This window comes from Chryseobacterium sp. P1-3 (assembly GCF_000738495.1).
Lineage (GTDB): Bacteria > Bacteroidota > Bacteroidia > Flavobacteriales > Weeksellaceae > Chryseobacterium > Chryseobacterium gallinarum.
Map to the genome: position 1 here is coordinate 210,939 of NZ_JPEQ01000002.1, position 21,021 is coordinate 231,959.

The 21,021-nt window shown below is 40.2% G+C and carries 18 protein-coding genes and 1 pseudogene; 9 read left to right on the forward strand and 10 right to left on the reverse strand.

What is annotated here, in order from left to right:
• Positions 1 to 7 precede the first annotated feature (7 nt).
• Complete coding sequence (locus HX13_RS22735; protein WP_168237192.1) at positions 8 to 172, reverse strand: hypothetical protein; 165 nt, start codon at positions 170 to 172, stop codon at positions 8 to 10.
• Positions 173 to 314: 142 nt separating this feature from the next.
• On the opposite strand from HX13_RS22735, the gene HX13_RS01640 reads away from it, so the two are divergent.
• Positions 315 to 668 (forward strand): hypothetical protein, encoded by a 354-nt coding sequence (locus HX13_RS01640; protein ID WP_228377610.1) that lies wholly within the window; start codon positions 315 to 317, stop codon positions 666 to 668.
• A gap of 46 nt (positions 669 to 714) precedes the next feature.
• Here the strand turns inward: HX13_RS01640 and HX13_RS01645 are convergent, their stop codons facing one another.
• Complete coding sequence (locus tag HX13_RS01645) at positions 715 to 1,353, reverse strand: response regulator (RefSeq protein ID WP_050019696.1); 639 nt, start codon at positions 1,351 to 1,353, stop codon at positions 715 to 717.
• The gene (locus tag HX13_RS01650; RefSeq protein WP_316931213.1) at positions 1,343 to 2,041 is read right to left on the reverse strand and encodes a sensor histidine kinase; all 699 of its coding nucleotides are present in this window, start codon (positions 2,039 to 2,041) and stop codon (positions 1,343 to 1,345) included. Before HX13_RS01650 ends, HX13_RS01645 begins: the two co-directional genes overlap by 11 nt.
• Before the next feature lie 365 nt (positions 2,042 to 2,406).
• Here HX13_RS01650 and HX13_RS01655 point away from each other — a divergent pair, with 365 nt between their 5' ends.
• The 6 genes from HX13_RS01655 (at position 2,407) to HX13_RS01680 (ending at position 8,740) form a co-directional block, all read left to right on the forward strand.
• On the forward strand, positions 2,407 to 3,252 hold the full coding sequence (locus tag HX13_RS01655; RefSeq protein WP_024564657.1) for an RteC domain-containing protein: 846 nt from the start codon (positions 2,407 to 2,409) through the stop codon (positions 3,250 to 3,252).
• Positions 3,253 to 3,519: 267 nt separating this feature from the next.
• Positions 3,520 to 3,870, forward strand: a complete 351-nt coding sequence (locus HX13_RS01660; protein WP_024564658.1) for a helix-turn-helix domain-containing protein — start codon at positions 3,520 to 3,522, stop codon at positions 3,868 to 3,870.
• A 28-nt stretch (positions 3,871 to 3,898) separates the two neighbouring features.
• A complete protein-coding gene (locus tag HX13_RS01665; RefSeq protein ID WP_002979402.1) occupies positions 3,899 to 4,192 on the forward strand; it encodes a helix-turn-helix domain-containing protein in 294 nt (97 codons plus the stop codon).
• A 99-nt stretch (positions 4,193 to 4,291) separates the two neighbouring features.
• The gene (locus HX13_RS01670; RefSeq protein WP_024564659.1) at positions 4,292 to 5,773 is read left to right on the forward strand and encodes a DUF3945 domain-containing protein; all 1,482 of its coding nucleotides are present in this window, start codon (positions 4,292 to 4,294) and stop codon (positions 5,771 to 5,773) included.
• 2 nt (positions 5,774 to 5,775) lie between these two features.
• Complete coding sequence (locus tag HX13_RS01675; protein ID WP_024564660.1) at positions 5,776 to 7,869, forward strand: type IA DNA topoisomerase; 2,094 nt, start codon at positions 5,776 to 5,778, stop codon at positions 7,867 to 7,869.
• Entirely contained in the window at positions 7,859 to 8,740 is an 882-nt protein-coding gene (locus HX13_RS01680) for an ORF6N domain-containing protein (RefSeq protein WP_024564661.1), read from the forward strand. The genes HX13_RS01675 and HX13_RS01680 overlap by 11 nt, the downstream gene beginning before the upstream one ends.
• Positions 8,741 to 8,769: 29 nt before the next feature.
• Here the strand turns inward: HX13_RS01680 and HX13_RS01685 are convergent, their stop codons facing one another.
• Together HX13_RS01685 and HX13_RS01690 are read right to left on the reverse strand one after the other, a co-directional pair.
• Positions 8,770 to 9,528, reverse strand: coding sequence for a hypothetical protein (locus HX13_RS01685; RefSeq protein ID WP_024564662.1), 759 nt, complete (start codon positions 9,526 to 9,528; stop codon positions 8,770 to 8,772).
• Between the two features lie 18 nt (positions 9,529 to 9,546).
• Positions 9,547 to 11,676 (reverse strand): DUF262 domain-containing protein, encoded by a 2,130-nt coding sequence (locus HX13_RS01690; RefSeq protein WP_024564663.1) that lies wholly within the window; start codon positions 11,674 to 11,676, stop codon positions 9,547 to 9,549.
• Between the two features lie 186 nt (positions 11,677 to 11,862).
• On the opposite strand from HX13_RS01690, the gene HX13_RS01695 reads away from it, so the two are divergent.
• A complete protein-coding gene (locus tag HX13_RS01695) occupies positions 11,863 to 12,300 on the forward strand; it encodes a DUF1896 domain-containing protein (RefSeq protein ID WP_024564664.1) in 438 nt (145 codons plus the stop codon).
• Positions 12,287 to 17,717: pseudogene (locus HX13_RS01700) on the forward strand (N-6 DNA methylase). The gene HX13_RS01695 and the pseudogene HX13_RS01700 overlap by 14 nt, the downstream one beginning before the upstream one ends.
• Before the next feature lie 107 nt (positions 17,718 to 17,824).
• On the opposite strand, the gene HX13_RS01705 reads toward HX13_RS01700, so the two are convergent.
• From HX13_RS01705 to HX13_RS01715, 5 genes are all read right to left on the reverse strand, one after another.
• The gene (locus HX13_RS01705) at positions 17,825 to 18,649 is read right to left on the reverse strand and encodes an RteC domain-containing protein (RefSeq protein WP_024564666.1); all 825 of its coding nucleotides are present in this window, start codon (positions 18,647 to 18,649) and stop codon (positions 17,825 to 17,827) included.
• Positions 18,650 to 18,698: 49 nt separating this feature from the next.
• Positions 18,699 to 19,301: an MFS transporter gene (locus HX13_RS23135; protein ID WP_238554946.1), complete on the reverse strand. Its 603-nt coding sequence runs from the start codon at positions 19,299 to 19,301 to the stop codon at positions 18,699 to 18,701.
• 2 nt (positions 19,302 to 19,303) lie between these two features.
• Positions 19,304 to 19,927, reverse strand: a complete 624-nt coding sequence (locus tag HX13_RS23140; RefSeq protein WP_238554947.1) for an MFS transporter — start codon at positions 19,925 to 19,927, stop codon at positions 19,304 to 19,306.
• Positions 19,928 to 19,965: 38 nt separating this feature from the next.
• Positions 19,966 to 20,304, reverse strand: a complete 339-nt coding sequence (locus HX13_RS21785; protein ID WP_061084768.1) for a MerC domain-containing protein — start codon at positions 20,302 to 20,304, stop codon at positions 19,966 to 19,968.
• 244 nt (positions 20,305 to 20,548) lie between these two features.
• Positions 20,549 to 20,989, reverse strand: a complete 441-nt coding sequence (locus HX13_RS01715) for a hypothetical protein (protein WP_024564668.1) — start codon at positions 20,987 to 20,989, stop codon at positions 20,549 to 20,551.
• Positions 20,990 to 21,021: the final 32 nt, after the last annotated feature.

Sequence of the window (21,021 nt, forward strand, 5' to 3'; positions counted from 1 at the left end):
TAATAAATCACATTGTCAGCCTTCCCGTTTTATTAACCATGCAAGCAGGTTCGGCAGGAGGTGTTGTTTGTTTAACAATTATTTCTTTATCCTGTGTTTTTATAGAGAATGGGGATATTTTTATTTTTATTGATTTGATATTATTTGTAAATCTTTGTTGGAAAATTTTCATGAAAGTTATTTTTATATTAATAAAAAACTTATATTTGAAACATTAAAAAATCTATTTGGAGAAATGAAGCAATTTTACAATTCAAAAAGTTTACTTAGACTTTCTTTTTTTATTCGTCTTATTATTTTCTGTGATTACCGTTGTGAATTCTTGTAAAAAAGATGACGATGAGGAGTTTCAGGATCATTTGGTTCAATTCGAAGTGAAAACATCTGCAGGTGGAGTTATTAAAACCATTGTGACTCAGGTGGGAACTTCCCAGAATACCATGTACAATACGCTGCAGACACCTTTAAACTCACCATGGACAAGTGGAGAATTTTTTGTGAATTCCAGCCAGGCACAGCTTAATCTTGATGCCAACGCTGAACTTCCGGATACAGACTCAGAACTGATCATTAATCTTTGGATTGACGGTTCTATTGTCAAAACCGATAAGAAAGTTGGAAAAGGAACCTTAGTGGCTTCTATTGATTACAGTTTCCTGGAATTGTAAATTTAAATTGATAAAATATAAAAAACCGCTGCAACCAGCGGTTTTTTTATTCATCTATCAGCCGTTGCTGTAATGCACGATTGATAAGTTCCGTAGAATTTTTGGCCTGAAATTTCTGAAGCAGATTCTTACGGTGGGTGTCCACAGTAAGAGGGCTTAAAAACAGCTCTTCAGCAATGAGAACACTTGTTTTCCCTTGTGCTACCATTTGAAGGATTTGCTTTTCCCTTTTGGTTAGCCTTGGCACCGGTAGATCAGTGGGAGAAGGGCGGCTGATGATTTGCTTTGTTTCATTACAGAAGACAATATTTCCCGAGAGTGCCCCTTTGATACATACTGCCAGCTCATCGATAGAAGTGTTTTTCAGAATATACCCGCTGGCCCCGTTTTGTATAGATTGCATGATAATGCTTCTTTCTGAGCGATTGCTAAACATAATGACTGAAATGTCCGGCGATATTTTCTTGATCTCTCTGCAGAGTTCAGTACCGTTTACATCAGGCAGGGTAATATCCAAAAGAATAATATCTACTTTATTGGACTTGATAAAACTGATAATTTCCGATCCGGATGTAAAGCTTTCGGAAACATTGAAATGAGGCTGGCTGTTAAGCATCATTTTCAATCCTTCAATGACAATAGGATGATCGTCTACGACAACAATATTGATTTTACTATTCTCCATGGGTATTGAGTTCTATATTAATCGTTGTGCCCTGGCTGTCTGAATTGATTTCCATGATTCCTTTCATATAATCCACCCTGTTTTTCAGATTGCGAAGACCCATACTTTTAGGATTTTGTTCTTTGCTGTTTCCAAATCCTTTTCCGTCGTCTTCAATAGTGATAAAGAAGTTGTCTCCGGTTTGAGAACATTGCAATAATATGTTACTGGCATCAGCATGTTTTATGGCATTGGCCAATAATTCCTGAACGATTCTATAAATATTGAGCTGAATGTTCAAAGGTAACTTTTTATTGATATTCATAGCCTGAAAATCAATAGTAAGATCTTTCCGGGTATAAAATTCACAAAGATCACTCAAAGCGGTTTCCAGTCCGAAATTAAGTAAAGATTCGGGCATTAAATTTCTGGCGACATGGCGAAGCTCACTCACAGAATTATCCAGTTGCCCCAGAATCCTGTAAAAATCACTGTGCTTTTCGGGATGTAGATGGCTGGAAGACCAGGTGGAAAAATTGATTTTAACGCCTGCCAGCATACCGCCGAGGCCGTCATGAAGATCTCTTGCAATACGTTCCCTTTCCCTCTCTTCTCCATCCAGAATAGCCCTGGTGAGTGATAATTCTTCTTTTTGCTTAATATCATTTATTTTTTGCTCAGATATTTTTTTGTTTTTTCTAAAAAAGATTAATAAGGCTCAAAGTATTTCAAAAAGAGTAGTTTACAAGAATTGAAAACCTTATCGGTAACGATTTAGTAGTGGTGCTCTCTGCACTCGCTTTCTTTTGATTTCCTTGTAAATCAATAGCAAATATACAAAAAAATAGGACGGTAATATTTATTGCCGTCTAATTTTTTATATATCCTTTAAACAGGTTTCATACAAAATATTTGCAAATTTATTTCCACAGTTGCCCCCACCTACGGTTAAAAAAAAATTCGCACAGTGTGGTTGAACTGTGGGTATTTTGTCACTTCATCTCATAATATTTGTGTGTTAATTAGGTATAAACTGAATTTGAAGTTTAGTAATCATCACAAAAAATATTGGCTATGAAACATTCTTTACACACCATTATTTTAGAGATACATAATATGGAAGATAAGATTTCAGTACAAAGCGAAAGGCTAATTGACGAGGCTTATCAAATGACCTTGTATCTTCAAGACCTATTATTTTCGGTCAAGAAACAAATCATTGAACAGGACTTTGAAAATGATAATGAGGAAATACAATTCTTCAGAACCATTAAACCACAAATTCTTGGCAAACTCATTTACTATAATAAGGTTTACCGCATTGAAACGACCTGTCCGTTCAGCAATGGCAAAATGTATTTCAATTATTTTTCCAACCAATTAGCAAGTCTGAAAAGAGAATACATTGAGCATATCTGCAATTCCGATTTTTACAGGTACTACCGTTCGGGACGTACAGACCGTGACCACAGCTATTTTAAACGTGGAAATATAAACTACCACGATGGATTAAACAGTATCGTATTTGAGATTGACCCCGAATTTTCTACTTTCTACGATTACAAGACAGCAAGGATTATTGCTAACGAATTACTCTACACTTATCTACTGACAAAAATAAATCCCGAAGAAAGCCCCGATTTGATTGCACAAAAGCCGGAACGCTCCAAAGATATTTTTTGGACGGAAACCAAAAATGCACTTACAGAATTAATCTATGCTTTACACGCCTCCGGTGCGATTTCATACGGAAAAATCAGCGTGCGAAAAATTAGTTTAATGTTCCAAATACTTTTTGGCATTACGCTAAACGATATACATCACACATTCCATAGAATGAAAACTAAAAGTGGCTCCCGAACCGCATTTTTAGATGAGCTTAAAGTTTCATTGGAGGAATATATGGATAAAGACCTTTAGTGTTTAATATTAATCATAATATTTAGGGCAGTACACTTTTGATGTACTGCCTTTTTGTTTATAGCTGTTGCCAACTACAAACCAATTGGCAAATGTTGGCTATTTACCTTGTTTCAAAACTACAAATCCTTTAAAACGCTCTTTAATAAAGGATTTCTCCCGATTTTAAAAATTTTAAAAAACCCGCCAAACCAATTGGCAAGGGTTGGCGGACAAACACTGCCACCCTTAGCAATTTTGCATTGTGAACATTAAAAAAGCAATGCAATGAAAATTATAACCATTGAAGAAGAAGCGTGGAAACAGCTTAACAGCCGTATCAACGCTATTGCGGATTATCTGAAAAGATTGGACGACACCAGCTACGATGATTTGTGGCTCAACAATCACGAGGTATGCCAATACCTGCACATCAGCGAAAAGACTTTGTGGCGTATGCGTACCAAAGGCGAAATAACCTACTCCAAAATCTACGGGCAATACTTCTATACGATTGGGGCAATCAAGGATATGCTTAACGCCAATGCTGTGCAAAGTAGTGACGAATATGTAGCGGAACTTATGGCAAAGGGCAAAAGCTATATCGAAAAAGGCAGAAATCTGAAATCAGGTAAATAACAGGGACGAACTCTTAAAAGTAAAAGCTATGAATATTGATAGAATGGAATTTTTGTCGTGGATGGAGCGAATAATGGACAGGCTGGATATGTTGAGTAACCATATTGACGACTTACAAAAGAAACGTAACAGTATAGACGGCGAGGAACTGCTCGACAATCAGGATTTATTACAAATGCTTAAAATCAGCAACCGCTCGCTCCAGCGTTACCGTTCCATTGGCAAACTGCCTTATTATACCATAAGCGGAAAACTCTATTACAAGCTATCCGATGTACATCAATTTATCCGAGAGAGCTTTAACCCTCCTACGGGTAAGTAAAACGCCAAACACTGCCTTTGACTGCCTTTGAGTGCCACTTCGGGTTATGCAGTAACCACTTCCTTTACTTTCGGCATTGAACTTTAAAATTTTCAGATTATGAGCGAAGAAACTTTAAATCAACAGGAAGCAACCGAACAAGTTGCACAGGAAGCTCCTGAGCAACTATCGGACGTGCTGTTAGTGCTGGATAAGGAAAAAATGAAAATCCAAGCCGTTAAGGGTATTGACAAGGACGGGAATTTAGAAACCGTTGACCCGACCCAAAAGAACCAATCCGAGTTTATGCGTGTAGATAAACACGGAGATTTCTTTACCAATTTCATATCCAACTTTTGGCGACAGTTGAAAAACCCAACCCCGTTTGCATTTTTCAAAGTGGACGCAGGCGATGCCGTCGAAAAAGCAAAGCAATTTCAGCAACAGGTAGATAAGCCTACGCCGGAGGGCGAAAAGGAAATGAAAAAGCACGAGGTAAAGGCTGAACCGAAAGAGGAACAAAAACAAGAAAATAAAAACGATATGGCAACAACACAGACAACACCGGAAACAAACGAGTACCGTTTCAAGCCGGAACAGATTGATTGGGCAACATTGAACAGCTTCGGGATAACAAGAGAATACCTCGAAAAGAGAAACCTGCTTGACCCACTCCTACGGGGTTATAAGACGAATGAACTTGTCTATATGGACGCTAACTTCGGAGGGGTCGCCCACCGCTCACAAGCCCGTTTACAGCTACGTGAAAACGAAACAGGCGACGTGGTAGTAATGGCACACGGTGTCCGCAATTCCCCTGACCTGCACAGAGAATTTTTCAATCACAAGTTTACAGATGAAGATAAAAAAAACCTGCTCGAAACGGGTAATATGGGTCGAGTGGTTGATTTGATACATCCAAAAATGGGAGAACTGATACCGTCCATTATCAGTGTGGACAGATTGACCAATGAGCTTATCGCCCTCCGAACCTCTTTAATCAATATCCCCGATGAATTAAAGGGGGTTAAGTTTACAGAGGAACAAAAACAAACCTTAATGGAGGGTAAACCCCTATTCGTTGAGGGTATGACTTCCACAAAAGGAAAATCCTTTGATGCAACGGTACAGTACAATGCGGACAAAAATTATTTGGAGTATCTGTTTGACCGAGGTAATCATCAACAGCAATCCCAAAGTAACCGACAAGCCAACCAGCAAAGCCAGCCACAGGAAGCTCCTAAAACTTTTCGAGGTACTGAGCTGAACGACGAGCAATACAACAAATTCAAAGACGGGCTAACGGTCTATGTTCAGTTGAAAGATAAAAAGGATAAACCCTATAATGGTTATATCACTTACAATAAAGAAACAGGAACTACCAATTTTGAGTTCCCGAACCAATACAAAGAACGTGTTAAACCTACTGAGGAACACAAAACGCAAACTGCGGTCAATTCGGAGGGTAAGACCAATGAAGCAACTAAGAATATCAAGGAGCCTTTGGAAAAAGGACAGCAAGCACCGAAGAACGAAAAGCAACAGCAACAACAGAATAAGCCAAAAGCCCCTGCAAAATCAAGAAGTAGAAAAGTAAGTTAGTTATGAAAACAGTTATCGCAGAAAAACCAAGCGTAGCAAGGGAAATAGCCAGCTTGTTGGGAGCTTCCGATAAAAAGGACGGCTACTTAACGGGGAATGGCTATTTTGTTACGTGGGCGTTCGGTCATTTAATTGGATTAGGAATGCCCGAAGATTATGGGATTACGGGATTTGACAAGGCTTCATTGCCTATCCTCCCGAACCCGTTTATATTGACCGTCAGAAAGGTCAAAAAAGACAAAGGCTACCAAGCCGATACGGGAGCATTAAAGCAACTGAAAGTCATCAAAGAATTGTTCAACAAAAGCGACAGTATTATCGTTGCTACCGATGCAGGACGTGAGGGCGAGTTGATTTTCAGGTATATTTACGAACATTTGAAATGCCGTAAACCCTTTGAGCGGCTTTGGATAAGCTCGCTTACTGAAAAAGCAATCAAGCAAGGGTTTGACAGCCTGAAAGACGGGGCAGCATTTGACGGATTGTATCAGGCTGCACAAGGCAGAAGCCGAGCCGATTGGCTGGTGGGTATCAATGCCACACAAGCATTGAGTATATCAGCAGGCAATGGCATTTATTCTTTGGGCAGAGTGCAAACGCCTACATTGGCTCTGATTTGCAAACGCTATTTGGAAAACAAAAATTTCTCCATTAAGAAGTATTGGCAAATTCAGCTATTGCACCGCAAAGAGGATATTGATTTTAAAAGTATCTCCAAAACTAAATGGGAGGAGCAAAAGTTAGCGGAAGATACATTAAAGTCAATCCAAAGACACGGAACTGCTACGGTTGTATCTGTGGAAAGTAAAAATACCACGGAGCAACCGCCCTTGCTTTTTGACCTCACAGGACTGCAAAAGGAAGCCAACAAAAAGCTCAACCTATCAGCCGAACAAACCCTCAATATCGCTCAAAGCCTGTATGAACAAAAATTTATTACCTATCCCCGTACCGGAAGTAAATACATACCGGAAGATATGTGGGCAGAAATCCCCAACCTTATAAGGGCGTTACAGGACAACGATAATTTCAAGCAAGCGGTATCAAAATTGAAATGGGGTCGGTTTAATAAGCGGATTGTAAATGACCTCCGTGTAACAGACCACCACGGTTTACTCATAACCGACAAAATCCCGTCTGCTCTTAATGCGGACGAAACAAAGGTGTATAATATGATTGCCTTTCGACTGCTCGAAGCCCTTTCACAAGCCTGTGTAAAAGAAGTGACGGATATAGCGTTGGAAGTGTCGCACTACGATTTTACACTAAAAGGCTGTAAGATATTAGAGGCTGGCTGGCGTTCCATAAAAGGCAATTTCTCGGACGAAGATACCGAACCGATACAGGATTTGCCCGAACTGAAAAAGGGCGATGAGCTGAAAATCAAAGAAGCCTCCTGTTTGGAGAAGAAAACCAAACCGCCTGTATTGTTTACCGAAGCCGGACTATTGTCGGCAATGGAAAATGCAGGCAGGGAAATCGAAAACGAGGACGAACGAAAAGCCCTGCAAAATATCGGTATCGGTACGCCTGCCACAAGAGCTGCGATAATCGAAACCCTGTTTACCCGTAATTATATCCAACGGGAAAAGAAATCCTTAATCCCTACGGAGAAAGGATTGCAGGTATATGGATTAGTCAAATACCGCAAAATTGCGGACGTGGCTATGACTGCCGAATGGGAATTGGCTTTGCAGAAAATCGAAAACAACGAAGTTGATGCAAGGGTATTTTTGAGGGAAATGGAAACCTATGCAAAGTCTATAACGGACGAATTGCTACAAACCTCTATTGCCAATGAGAACCTGCCTAAACTGACCTGCCCGAAATGCAAAAGCCAGCAATTGATTATCCGTGACAAGATTGTAAAATGCCCTGACGAACATTGTAATTGGGTACAGTTCCGTAGGGTTTGCGAAGTGCAATTAAGCATAGCCGATATTACGAGCCTTGTCAATAATGGTAAAACCCCTCTGATTAAGGGAATGAAAAGCAAAGCCGGAAAGAAATTCGATGCCTATATCGTGTTGAATGAGAACTCGGAAAGTTCCTTTGAGTTTGAGAAAAAGAAAAGCAATAAACGCAATGGAAAATAAGCCAACGATGATACCCCAAGCAATCAGCAACCTGATTTATACCATTCGTGATAAACAGGTTATGCTGGATAGCGACCTTGCTACATTATATCAGGTAGAAACCAAAATATTGAACAAGGCTGTAAAACGGAATTTAGACAGGTTTCCCGATAAATTTTGCTTTCAACTGACCGATGAAGAAAGCGATTTTTTGAGGTTCCAAATTGGAACCTCAAACGTAGGGCGAGGCGGAAGACGTTACCTGCCCTACGTTTTTACCGAGCAAGGAATAGCGATGTTATCTGCTGTACTCCGTTCAGATGTCGCCGTAAGAGTGAGCATTGAAATTATGGACGCATTTGTAGAAATGCGGAGAATGCTCATCAGCAATGCCTCTCTTTTTCATAGGCTGGATAAAATCGAAATCAGGCAATTAGAAACCGACCAAAAGATTGAGGAAATCTTTAAGGCTTTGGAAAGCGACAAGCTCCAAAGCGAAAAAGGTGTTTTCTATAACGGGCAGGTCTTTGATGCTTACAAGTTTGTAGCGGATATTATCAGGAATGCCGAAAGCTCCATTATCCTGCTCGACAATTATGCCGATGATACGGTGCTGACCTTGTTGGGCAAACGTAAGGATAATGTAACCGCAAAAATCTACACCAAAGCTATCAGCAATCAGCTAAGGCTGGATATACAACGCTACAACAGCCAATATCCCCCGATTGAAATTGAGGTGTTTTCCGATGCCCACGACCGATTTTTGATAATCGACCAAACGGAACTGTACCATATCGGAGCTTCGCTCAAAGATTTGGGTAAAAAGTGGTTTGCTTTTTCCCGAATGGATGTAGAGGTCGGTAGGATGCTTCAACTCCTGTATCAACAATAAACCCTCTATTCAGAGGGTTTAAATTTATACTATAACTGTAATTGAGCCGTGATACTCTTGTAATAAACTTTTAGTGCATCACGTTCATCTTTACCAACATAACTATTATGAGCAACCAAACACCGTATCTTATACAATTCATCAACCATTACGTTCAACCAATGTTCATTCTGTTTTGGAAAATACTTCCCAAAAATTGTCCAATTCCCGACTATTATTTTTCCTAACTCGATAAAGTCACAGTAAAATAAATTACTATTACCTCGAATGGGTAAATATTTACTTTCTTGTTCGCTTTTCTTTAATTTATCTATGGTTTCTTGTACTTTTCGGGGAATATTTACTGTTTCCGTCTTCACAATTTCTTCAATAAAAATTCTTAAAGAATTTTCAATACAATATAAATATAAATAGACTTCCGACATTTCTCGTCCTTTTTGCTGTATGTCTTGCGGCAAAAGGTTTAAATGACCAAAGTTTACGCTTTGTTGTATTTCCTCGATGCTATCCAATAGGGAATTTTCATCTGAAATTAGAGGATAGAATATCTCGTTAATATATTTTCTGCGTTCTGCATACCCGCCTTTTGCTTGCATTTCTCTTCTAAATTCTTGAAGTGTAAAGCAAATTTTAAATTCCTTTGGTTGGTTGGTTTGGAACTTCGCAGATTTATTCAGCTCACTTTTCAATCGTTTATATTCTGCTTCATTATCACTTGTTATAGTAACATCGGTGGATGCTCCTGTAAGTAGTATTTTTAAGCGTTCAATGTTTTCTGTATAATTCATTTACAAAAATACTTTAGGTTATTCTTCTATACTATGCTCATCTTCGGGAAGCATAAAATCAAGAAATAATAATTCTGCTTTAGCTTCATCATCTTCAAATTTCAAATCCCAGCGTTTCTCCATAAATTCTAATAATTTATTACCTCGGTCAAGGATAGTCTCCGGGTTCCAAATATTATATCCAGACACTTCAATCTCTGAATGCGAACCGTCAGAATAGCCTTGTCTTAATTTCTCCTTTCTGTCATTATATTTTGCTGTTCGCTTATCTTCAAAGCAATCATTTTGCAAACTTGAATTTATACTTTGCGACAATGGTAAAAGGTTGCCTAATGTTCCCTGAAAGAAAGGTTGAAAAGTCTTTTTATATTCCTTGAAATTTTGTTTCCAATATTTATGCGTTGGTGTCTGTGGATAAATATGCTCAATAGAAACCTTATCTTTTTCGCTCTTTACAAACAGTTTCCAATCTATTTTTTGACTTCCTCTTTGTCTAACTTTTTCCATTTCATATTCATATAAGAAATATCTAAGCCCATTCCAAGAATAGAAACCACCTCCACTTTTAAACTTCTTGTCAATGAATTTTTGAAAATAGGTATAATCAAAGTAGATTTCTTCACAATTTTCAGGTGTATAAAAACAATAATCCATTCTTTCATTCAATCTGTGAATGATATTGTCAATTGTTAGTTCCCCATTTCGCAGTTGTCTTGCTGCACGATAAAATTCACTATTTCTGTATGTTGAAAAAGCTCGGCTAAGCCTGAATGTAATAAAAATGAAACGCTCAATAGCCCTAAAGAGCTGAACTCTTTTATCAGGATTAACATTCTTACTCAAATAAGCTACTGTTACAAGTGGACGAAAATAGATTATACCTATTCTATTCAAACGGTCTATCCAAAGACTTTCCTGTTTGGTTAAGTCCGGATTATTAACAGGGTTATGGGTATTATACCAATGTACGGCGGCAGCCTTTAAGCTGTTTACATAATCTTCTATTTCTTTGGGCGCAAGCTGGGAACGCATAACAATTACTTCTTCTTCTCCGTTTATTTCAACTTCTTCTTGGTCGGTGTCTTCATCTTCCCGAACTTCTTCAAACTCTTGCAATGAACTTAATTTTACCTCTGTCTTTGCATAGATATTTTGAGGTGTAAATTTCTGTTCAAGCAAAAAGCGAATATAATCATCGCCTTTTTCCCTTGTATATTGAAAGTACATTATCCAATGAGCCACTAAAAAATCATCATCATTAAGTGGATTTTTCTTGTTTCTCCCAAGTTGATAATAAACTTCTTTCCAAGCATCATTGATTTTTTCACGCAGAGAATTTCTCTCATCAGTTTTTAACTCCTTTTCATCATACAAAGTAGTCAAATAAATTAGCCTGTTTTTGAGAAGTTCCAAATTTGACAGCTTTTTACCACGATTATTCATCGTTTCAAATGCTACGAAAACATCAAAATCGTCACTTATTTCATAAACATTGAACATTAGGTTTTGCGTAACTTTTTTGAATAGTGTTTCTATCTCGGTTAAGCCGTATGTTTCAAAATAGTTTTGTAGATTTTCCTTGAAAAAGTGCTTTGCATTTTCAAGATTGAGCGTGTAAAAAGTTTCCTGTATTGTTCCGCTATTTGGTTCTAAGAACACCTTATGACGTAAATATTTAAAACTTGGATTATCGACCTCATAGCCAAACTTGTAGGTTGTAACAATAAACTGAGGAGGTTTTTCTATTACTAAATATTCTTCCTTAATAGCCTTTAAGCTAAAAGAGCCAAGATAAATTTCTTCATCTTTTTTGCCTTTGTTTTCCGGTATTGCTTTTAGCTGTTCCGAAATAGCTTGAATGAAAATTACAAATGTAGTCAACCGTTGTTGCCCATCAACGATATGGAAAGGTTTAAACCCTCTATCTTCAATTAACCATCGTTCATCATTCCAGTTATTCCAGATATTTTTATCGACTTTTTTCAAAGAGAGTAAGCCTGTATAGTGAAACCTATCGGCAGGAAGATTGACTAAATCTTCCCAAAAATCTTTCAATTGCCTTGTTGTCCAAGCGTAGCCACGCTGATAATCGGGTATTTTAAATATTCTGTCTTTAAAAATACTTTTTAAGGGTTCTAATTCATTCATTATTTGATGACCGTTCTTTTAATTGTTGATTTTATCAAGTATCAAAAATACAAATTAAATTCTTTGCTATTAATTGGTTTTAAGCCAAATCCTGCCTTTCAAAGCCAAACCCTGCCACTTCTTTAAAGCTACTTGCTACCTGCTCTAATTTTAGGCTTTACGCAAAATTCTAAAACAAAATTTATTATGAGTACACAGCAAAAAGACCTGTCTTATTTCCGTTTACGACTGCAAGAACACCTCAACGGTAGCTTTCCCGAAAAAGCACACGACCAAAAATTTATCGACCAGCGTTCCTCTTGGGCTGCCAGTGCTTATGAGGGTGCGTTCCGCTCCGGCAACGCTATCGACCAATGCAATGAGATTGCCAACTACATACTCTTTGAGGGCTTGCACTTCTCCAAGTTTGATACGGTTTTTCAGGTGGTCTGTAATGAGTTCGATACCCTAATGGCAGACGAGGAACTGCGACCGTTCGCCCTTAAAATGTTCCCCATCTGTGAGCCTGTATTTGCCAAGTATAAACTAACCGATGATTTCGCCTACGGGTATGAGTTTGATGTCCTCTATACCGAACTGACGGGAACCATCGCCATTTGGATTGAAGATAATGGGCTTCAGTAAACGTCAGCACCTCCAGCACAATATTGAAGCCCTGCGGATTGCTTTTACATTGGAAAAGGAGCAACGACAAGCGACCGCCGAGGAAAGAGGGCGTATGATGAGTTACAGCGGATTTGGCGGTCTTAAATTCATTCTCAATCCCATAGCGGACGAAATAGACATCAACCATTGGCGGAAGACCGAACACGATTTGTTCCCGATAACGCAGGAACTCCACCAACTATTAAAAGAGAACGCTACGGACGAAAAGCAATACCGCCGATATGTGGACAGTATGAAAAGCTCGGTGCTGACCGCTTTTTACACACCGCCGGAAGTTATCAACGCTATATCCTCCACATTGAGGGATAGCGGTCTGAACATTGACAAATTCCTCGAACCCTCCGCAGGTGTCGGGGCTTTTGTTCAGTCCTTTGCAGAGAACCAAACCAAAGTTACCGCCTACGAAAAGGATGTGCTTACGGGCAAAATCCTAAAGCACCTTTATCCCGAAAGCAATATCCGTGTGAGTGGCTTTGAGGAAATCCCCGAAAAGGAACAAAACAGCTATGACGTTATTGCCAGCAATATCCCTTTTGGCGATACCTCCGTATTTGACCTTTCGTATTCCCGAAGTAAAGACCCTGCAAAAATACAAGCTGCCCGAAGCATTCATAACTATTTCTTTTTGAAAGGGAATGATATGCTCCGAGAGGGCGGTTTGCAGGCGTTCATTACCTCGCAGGGAATTTTAAACAGTCCGAATAATGAGCCGATACGCAGGGCGTTGATGGAAAACAACGATTTGGTTTCGGCAATCCGCTTACCGAATAACGTGTTTACGGATTATGCAGGTACAGAGGTCGGCTCCGACCTGATAATCCTGCAAAAGAATACGGCAAAACAAAATCTGACCGAAAGGGAAGATCTGTTTTGCCAAAGCAACAAAACGGGGTACGGTACACCCAGCAATGCGATATTCAATGACGGTGCAAGAATTATAAATACGCATTGGAAAGTAGGTACTGACCCATACGGGCAACCTGCATTAATTTATACCCACCAAGACGGCGTTGAGGGCATTGCCAAAAATCTTAAACAGATGCTTTCCGATGATTTTAGAAAGCACCTGAATTTGTCTTTGTACAAAGGCGAGCGGAACGATGAGCCAATCGTACAAATTCCGGTACAACCAACACCAACGCCTCCTGTTATCGAGCGTGAAATCATTCAGCCGGAACTACCTCGTTTTACGCAAACAACCATAGGAAAGGAAAGCCCACAGGAATTTACGCAGTTAAGCATTTTCGACCTGTTTGAAAATGCTGGCGAACCTGTTGCCGTTCTTGCTCCGCCTAAGCGAACATCAAGAACCAAAAGGCAAACCTCCAATAGACGGAGAACGCCTATCAATCGGCAAACGGACTTATTCAGTGGAGCGATGCAACAACCTTACACGCCTCCTGCTCCCAATGGTAAGGTTAACAGGACAAGCCCACCAAACGGCATTAAACAGGAGGTCATCGGAGATTTGTTTTCACAACAAAACGGAAATGGCCAAGCGGACAAGCCAGCTATTCCCGTGACTGTTGCCATTCCCGAACCTGCCTTATACAGTCAGGAACTGCAATCGTACCACCGTAACGATTGTCTTGTCGTGGATAACGGCTGGGTCGGTCATTTGCAGGAGGTGGATAAGGAAAACGGAACGGCAATGTTCCATCCTTTGCAACTGCCATCCGCCCAAAAAGCAAGAGCCGAAGCCTATATCGCTGTACGTGATACTTATAATGACCTGTATCAGAAAGAAGCCGAAAAACAAACGGAGCATAAGGAAGAAAGGGAAAACCTGAACCGCCTGTACGATGCCTTTATCAAAAAGTACAGCAACCTGAACAGTGCCGATAATATCAAGCTGATTAAAACGGATAGTGCCGGAAAAGAAATCCCGTATTTGGAGCGTGTAAAGGGCGGTATCGTTCAGAAAGCGGATATATTCAACCATCCCGTAAGTTTCTCCACCACAACATTAGCAACGGACAATCCGCCGGAAGCATTAGCTTCCTCGCTGAACAAATTCGGAACGGTGGATTTGGACTATATGTCCGAAATCAGCAATATGACCACCGATGCACTGAAAGAGCATTTGCACGGTCGTATTTTTTACAACCCGTTGGAAAGGGAGTACGAAATTGCCGAACGCTGGATAGCGGGCAATGTGGTTGAAAAAGCCAACGAAATCAGAACCTACGTTGAACAAAATCCCGATGATAAGGAAGCCAAGCAAAGCCTTACCGTATTGGAGGAAGCCCGACCAAGACGTATCGAATTTGAGGAGCTGGACTTTAACCTCGGCGAACGCTGGATACCCACGGGTGTTTACGCCAAATTTGCTTCACACCTGTTCGATGCAGATGTAAAAATCCACTATTCGGACAGCTCCGATGATTTTTCGGTCATCTGTAATCAGGGCAACCAAAATATTTGGGTCAAGTATGCGGTCAAGTCGGAGAGCCGGACGTTTGACGGCGTGGCGTTACTGAAACACGCCCTTGTCAATACGACACCCGATATAACCAAGAAAGTCGAAATAGACGGGCAGGAAGTCAAGGTCAAGGATATGGAAGCCATACAAATGGCTAATTCCAAAATTGACGAAATCCGTTCCGCCTTTACGGATTGGCTACACGCCCAAAGTGACGAGTTTAAAACCCGACTGACCGACCAATACAACGATACGTTCAACTGTTTTGTCCGTCCGAACTATGACGGAAGCCATCAGGACTTTGCAGGCTTAGACCGCAAAGCGTTGGGTATCGAAGACCTGTACAGTAGCCAAAAGGATACCGTTTGGATGATTAAGCTGAACAACGGGGCTATCTGCGACCACGAGGTCGGTGCTGGGAAAACATTGGTTATGTGTACGGCTGCACAGGAAATGAAGCGTTTGGGCTTGGCACACAAACCAATGATAATCGGATTAAAGAGTAATGTACACGAAATCGCCGAAGCCTACCGAACTGCGTACCCCCACGCAAAAATACTGTTTCCAGGAAAGGAAGATTTCACGCCACAAAAAACGCCTGCGGATATTCGGGGATATTAAAAACAACGATTGGGATTGTGTCATTCTCACGCACGACCAATTCGGGATGATACCGCAAAGCCCCGAAATTCAAAAGGAAATCCTCGAAATAGAATTGGATAATGTGGAGCGAAACCTCTATGCAATGGAGGCAGACGGTGCGGAAGTAACAAGGGGTATGCTTGCCGGAGCTATCAAGCGAAAGGATAATCTCGAAGTCAAGCTAAAGACCTTACAGCACGATATTGAGAACCGCAAAGATGATATTGTCGATTTCAAAATGATGGGCATAGACCATTTGTTTATCGACGAGAGCCACCAATTCAAAAACCTGATGTTCAATACCCGTCATAGTCGGGTAGCCGGATTGGGTAATGTGGACGGTAGCCAAAAAGCGTTGAACCTGCTTTTTGCTATCCGCACCATTCAGGAGCGAACCAATGCGGATATGGGGGCTACCTTTCTTTCGGGAACGACTATCAGCAATTCATTGACGGAATTGTACCTCCTGTTCAAATACCTGCGACCACGGGCATTAGAGAAACAGGGCATTAACTGTTTTGATGCGTGGGCAGCTATCTACGCAAGGAAAACAACCGATTACGAGTTTTCAGTGGCTAATAATATCGTAGCAAAAGAACGTTTCCGTTATTTTATCAAAGTACCGGAGCTGGCACAGTTCTACTCTGAAATCACGGATTACAGGACTGCCAAAGATATAGGGATTGACCGTCCCGAAAAAAAAGAAATCCTGTACAACATTCCGCCTACGCCCGACCAAGCGGAGTTTATTCAGAACTTAATGGAATTTGCCAAGTCGGGCGATGCAACCCTGCTCGGCAGACACCCGTTGTCAAAATCGGAAGAAAAAGCCAAAATGCTAATTGCTACGGACTACGCCCGTAAGATGTCATTGGATATGCGAATGGTAAGCGGTATGTATGAAGACCACCCCGACAATAAAGCCACGCACTGTGCCAATAATATTGCGAAGTATTACAACAAATACAATGCACAGAAAGGTACGCAATTCGTGTTCTCTGATTTGGGAACGTACAAGCCGAATGAGTGGAATGTGTACTCGGAAATCAAACGCAAGCTCGTGGAAGACCACGGCATACCTGCTAACGAAGTCCGGTTCATTCAGGAAGCCAAAACGGACAAGCAACGTAAAGACCTTATCAAAGGAATGAACGAGGGCAAAATCCGTGTGCTGTTCGGCTCAACGAGTATGCTCGGAACGGGTGTAAATGCACAGAAAAGAGCCGTTGCCGTTCATCACTTAGATACCCCGTGGCGACCAAGCGACCTTGCCCAGCGTGACGGTCGGGCAATCCGCAAAGGCAATGAAATTGCCAAACATTTTGCGGACAACAAAGTAGATGTAATCATTTATGCCGTTGAGAAATCTTTGGATAGTTATAAGTTCAACCTGCTGTTCAACAAACAGCTATTTATCGACCAATTAAAATCCAATAATCTCGGCAAGCGAACCATTGACGAGGGCAGTATGGACGAAAAGTCGGGTATGAACTTCTCGGAATACGTGGCAATCCTGTCAGGAAATACAGACCTGTTGGATAAGGCACGGGTTGAAAAACAGATTGCCGGATTGGAAAGCGAGAAGCAAGCGTTTAACCGCTCTAAGTACAGTGCTAAAGGCAAATTGGAAAACTATACGGAAGAATTTAACGCAGCTCAATCACGCCTCAACCGTATGACAACCGATTGGGAGAACTTACAGCAACGCATACAAAAAAGGCAGGACGGCAAAATCGCAAACCCCGTTCAGTTGGACGGATTGTCGCCTAATGCAAATGTTAAACAGATTGGAACCAAGCTCAACGAGATTGCAGACAAAGCCCGTACAGGTGGGGATTATCAGGAGATTGGCAGTTTGTACGGCTTTCAGCTTTTGGTTAAAACGGAAATGTCGCAAAAAGACGGCGTAGATATTCGGGTCAACCGATTTTTCATAAAGGGAGAGGGCAACATCAAGTACAATCATAATTTCGGTGTGATTGCGAAAGACCCTGAAACCGCCTCCGTTAACTTTTTGAGAGCGTTGGAAAAAATACCGCCACTTATTGCAAAGGAACAGGAAAGCATTGCGAGCTATCAAAAGGATATACCTGTGCTTCAGGAGGTGGTTAATGGTACGTGGTCTAAGGAGAGCCGACTGAGCGAACTCAAAACGGAGCTGGCTGCTATCGAGCGAAAGATACAGCTATCTATCGAACCGGAACAAAAAGGACAGTCTGCGGAACAGGTTGATAAAAAGCAAGAAACGCCAAAATTCTCGGAGAGTATTGTACGGACAAAAGGTGTTCATTTGGCACGAGGGGTATTGTAAATAATGAGTTAATGAGAATGAAGACCTCAAATTTTGATTATAATGCTGGCTAAAAAGTAACAGGGGATCTGCAAATCCCCTGTTACTTTTTTTCAATCCAATGACTACTATTTCTCGTCCTGTTCGTCCATTCTTTTTATAAGTGCTTCACGCATACTGTCTGATAATTTGGTACGGTTTATCTTTCGGGATTTGAGTTCCATAAACGTATGGTAAAAATCGCCTAAATCAATACCGAAAACACGCTCAAAATATCTAACGATATTGATAATATCCGTATTCCCATTGTTGAATACACCTAACAAATACAATCCGTAAATCAATTCGGTTGCGGAGGCTTTGCTTGCCGTCCATTTGAGAGGTGGATTTTCTGATGTCTTGCTCTGATTGCTTTTATTTAATTTGGCTTCAAGATATACCTGTATTAAATCATTGGCAATAATCTCGGCTATTTTATAATCATAATAAGTAGAAAACCTAATATCTGTTTCCAAATAAATAGTGTCTATACTTAACTTAATATCAAATTTTCCTCTTATAAATAGCTTCTCATCAAGAAATGTACTGTTGGTACGATAATATTTATAAAGCTCAAGGTTATTATTGAAGTGTCTTTTGAGTTTTCTCAATTCTTCATTGAAATATTTTTTGACCGCTTTCGTGCCGTTGGGCTTTTTCGTTTCAATTTTATAAATGGCATAGTAATAAATGAGCTTAGCAACGATAACGGGTTTCTGATGTTTGAAAAAATGGATTTCTTCAACATTATTCTTAAACCCTATTTTTAAGATGTGCTCCTTTATGTCGGACAATGTTTTAATGATAAGTTTTATAACTGCTTCAATTCGTTGCACAGAGCAATCGGTTTCAATTTCCAATTCCCTGATTTCGTCCTCCAGCTTAATTAGCGTCTGTTGATAAAATTTATCCATACGGGTTATCTTAAATTAATATTCAGGCTGCATCTTTGATTAGGCTTTTTTAATTTGATTTTCTAAACATCAGAATGGCTACAACCGCCAAAACAATGGTGGCTATCCCACCGTACAAAAATTCTCTGTTCGGGAACTGTGTACCTAAAAATCCTGCTATCGGATAGGCGATTGCCCACCACAAATGGGAGAATGCGAAATGAGCACCATACACTTTGCCTTGGTCTTTAGGTTCGATATTTTCGCCTATCAGTGTTTCGGACGGCATATCGGCTAACGTCTGCCCGATACCTGCCAAAATCCACAGGATTATCAAACCGTTGAACGGTACGAAATTGGCAAAACTAATGGCAACACCTATTAGCATTGCTCCGCTAATCAGTGAAACGCTACGTGTTTTGGACTTGTCCAAACTACCCAATAAAAATGCTGTAATCGCTGCACCTACACCGAATACCGACATTATCCAGCCATAGTGTTTATCATCTAACTGAAGATTTGTTTTTACTAATCCTACTGTATTGACCAATACCAAAGCACCTGCAACGGCTGATATAAATTCAATGCTCAATGCAAACCGTACAATCTTGTTGCCGAACAATAAGCGTATGCCTTTTAATACTTCGCCCCACGTTTTTTTGAGGTACGGCATTATCACTGCTTACACCTTTTTGCAATGATGATTTCGGAATGGAAAGAATGAACAATATAGCGATGAACAAGGTAGCACCGTTGACGAAAAAATATTTGTGTCGCTCCTAACCAAACTGCTACGATACCTGCTAATGCAGGACCAAATACGCTCAACAATTGAAAAGTTGCCATTGATAAGCCGTTAGCTTCTCTGTATATTTCTTTTTCTACTATCTGCGGAATGATTGCCCTGTATGTAGGCGTAAAAAATGCAGCAAACACATTCAATGCAAATATCAATGCGTACAACTGCCATTCGGCATTGACGAAAGGCAGCATACAGACGATTGTCATTCTTGCAAACTGCGTGATGAGCAATATCTGTTTGCGTTGGAATTTTTCTGATACCACACCTGCAAAGGGCGAAAAGATGATGTATGCCGTTACCCTTAATGTTAGGGCTGATGCCAAAATAGCGGCGGCATTTTGGGGGCTTATCTCATACGTGAGCAAAGCCAGACCGAGCCACGTAAAAGCATCGCCGAAAAGGCTTGCTATCTGTGCGAAATAAAGCCTTGCGAAAGTCGTGTTTCGCAGGGTTTTAAATGGTTCTGTGATTACTTTTATTATATTATCTGTTGCCATTCAGTAATGATGTTTTTTTATATATTGATATACTTTCATTAAGTATGTGTTCTTCGATGATTGATGATGTGAGCCGTGATAAGTCCGGCAGAACCTACATAGATAAGCGGTAGGTGGATATGATAAACAAAATCAAGGACTACCGAAATTAAAATCGTAAGCAATGAAACGGCAAAAAGAGCAATGACCAGCTTGCTGTCAGTCGTCTTGCAGATTTTGAAGGCTATAATAGCTCCGATAATCAAAAAGGCTAAATCTATATACGGATTATGCGATATGCCAATCGGTATAATGACAAGCAAGGGGAAAATCAGGCAATGGATTAAACAGAGCGTTGCTGCCGAAATGCCGAGTATGTCGTATGTTTTATTTTTCATTTATGATTTCTTATAGTATTGTTCTGAAATTTTTTAAATAATTCTGTTTACATATCGCTTAAAACTGTAATTCCTGCTCCTATCCAATAGTTAGAAAAGTCGTTGATTTGTCCGTATTTCGGACTGCCAAATACTGCCCGATACTGTAATTTGGTTGTAAAGTAAATGTCAGGACTGTTAGTGTTTGAATAAATCTTGTACGAAATATTTAAGCCGGGTTGTAACAGGTAGAAATAATTTGTAGCTACTTCTTTTGCACGTTTTCCCGAACCAAATCTTGCCCAATATATTTTTCTTTTTCGGCATTATCCCCAAGCCTCGAAATAACAACACCATTATTAAGGCTTACCCCAAGACGGATTTTATCTTTCTGAATTATGTCATATTGATTAACCCAGCCTATTTCATAAAAATCAACCAATGGCTGTCCTATCGAATAAGTGAAATTATCTGTTATCTTTCTTCCAACAAGTGAAAAACTAAGCCCCGTAGCCCACCTTTTGACGGGGTAATATTTTAAATCCAAATATCCCCCGTAAAATCCCTTTTGTAGAATAGCGGTATTGACCGCCCCGGCACTAAGGGAAAACTCTTGCGGTGGTGTAGTATCGGAATGCTCCGAACGCTGTGCATTGGTAATTATGGAGCATATCAATAGTATTACTGTAATTGAAATCTTTCTCATATTTATCAAAAATTTTCTGCAAAGCCCTACCA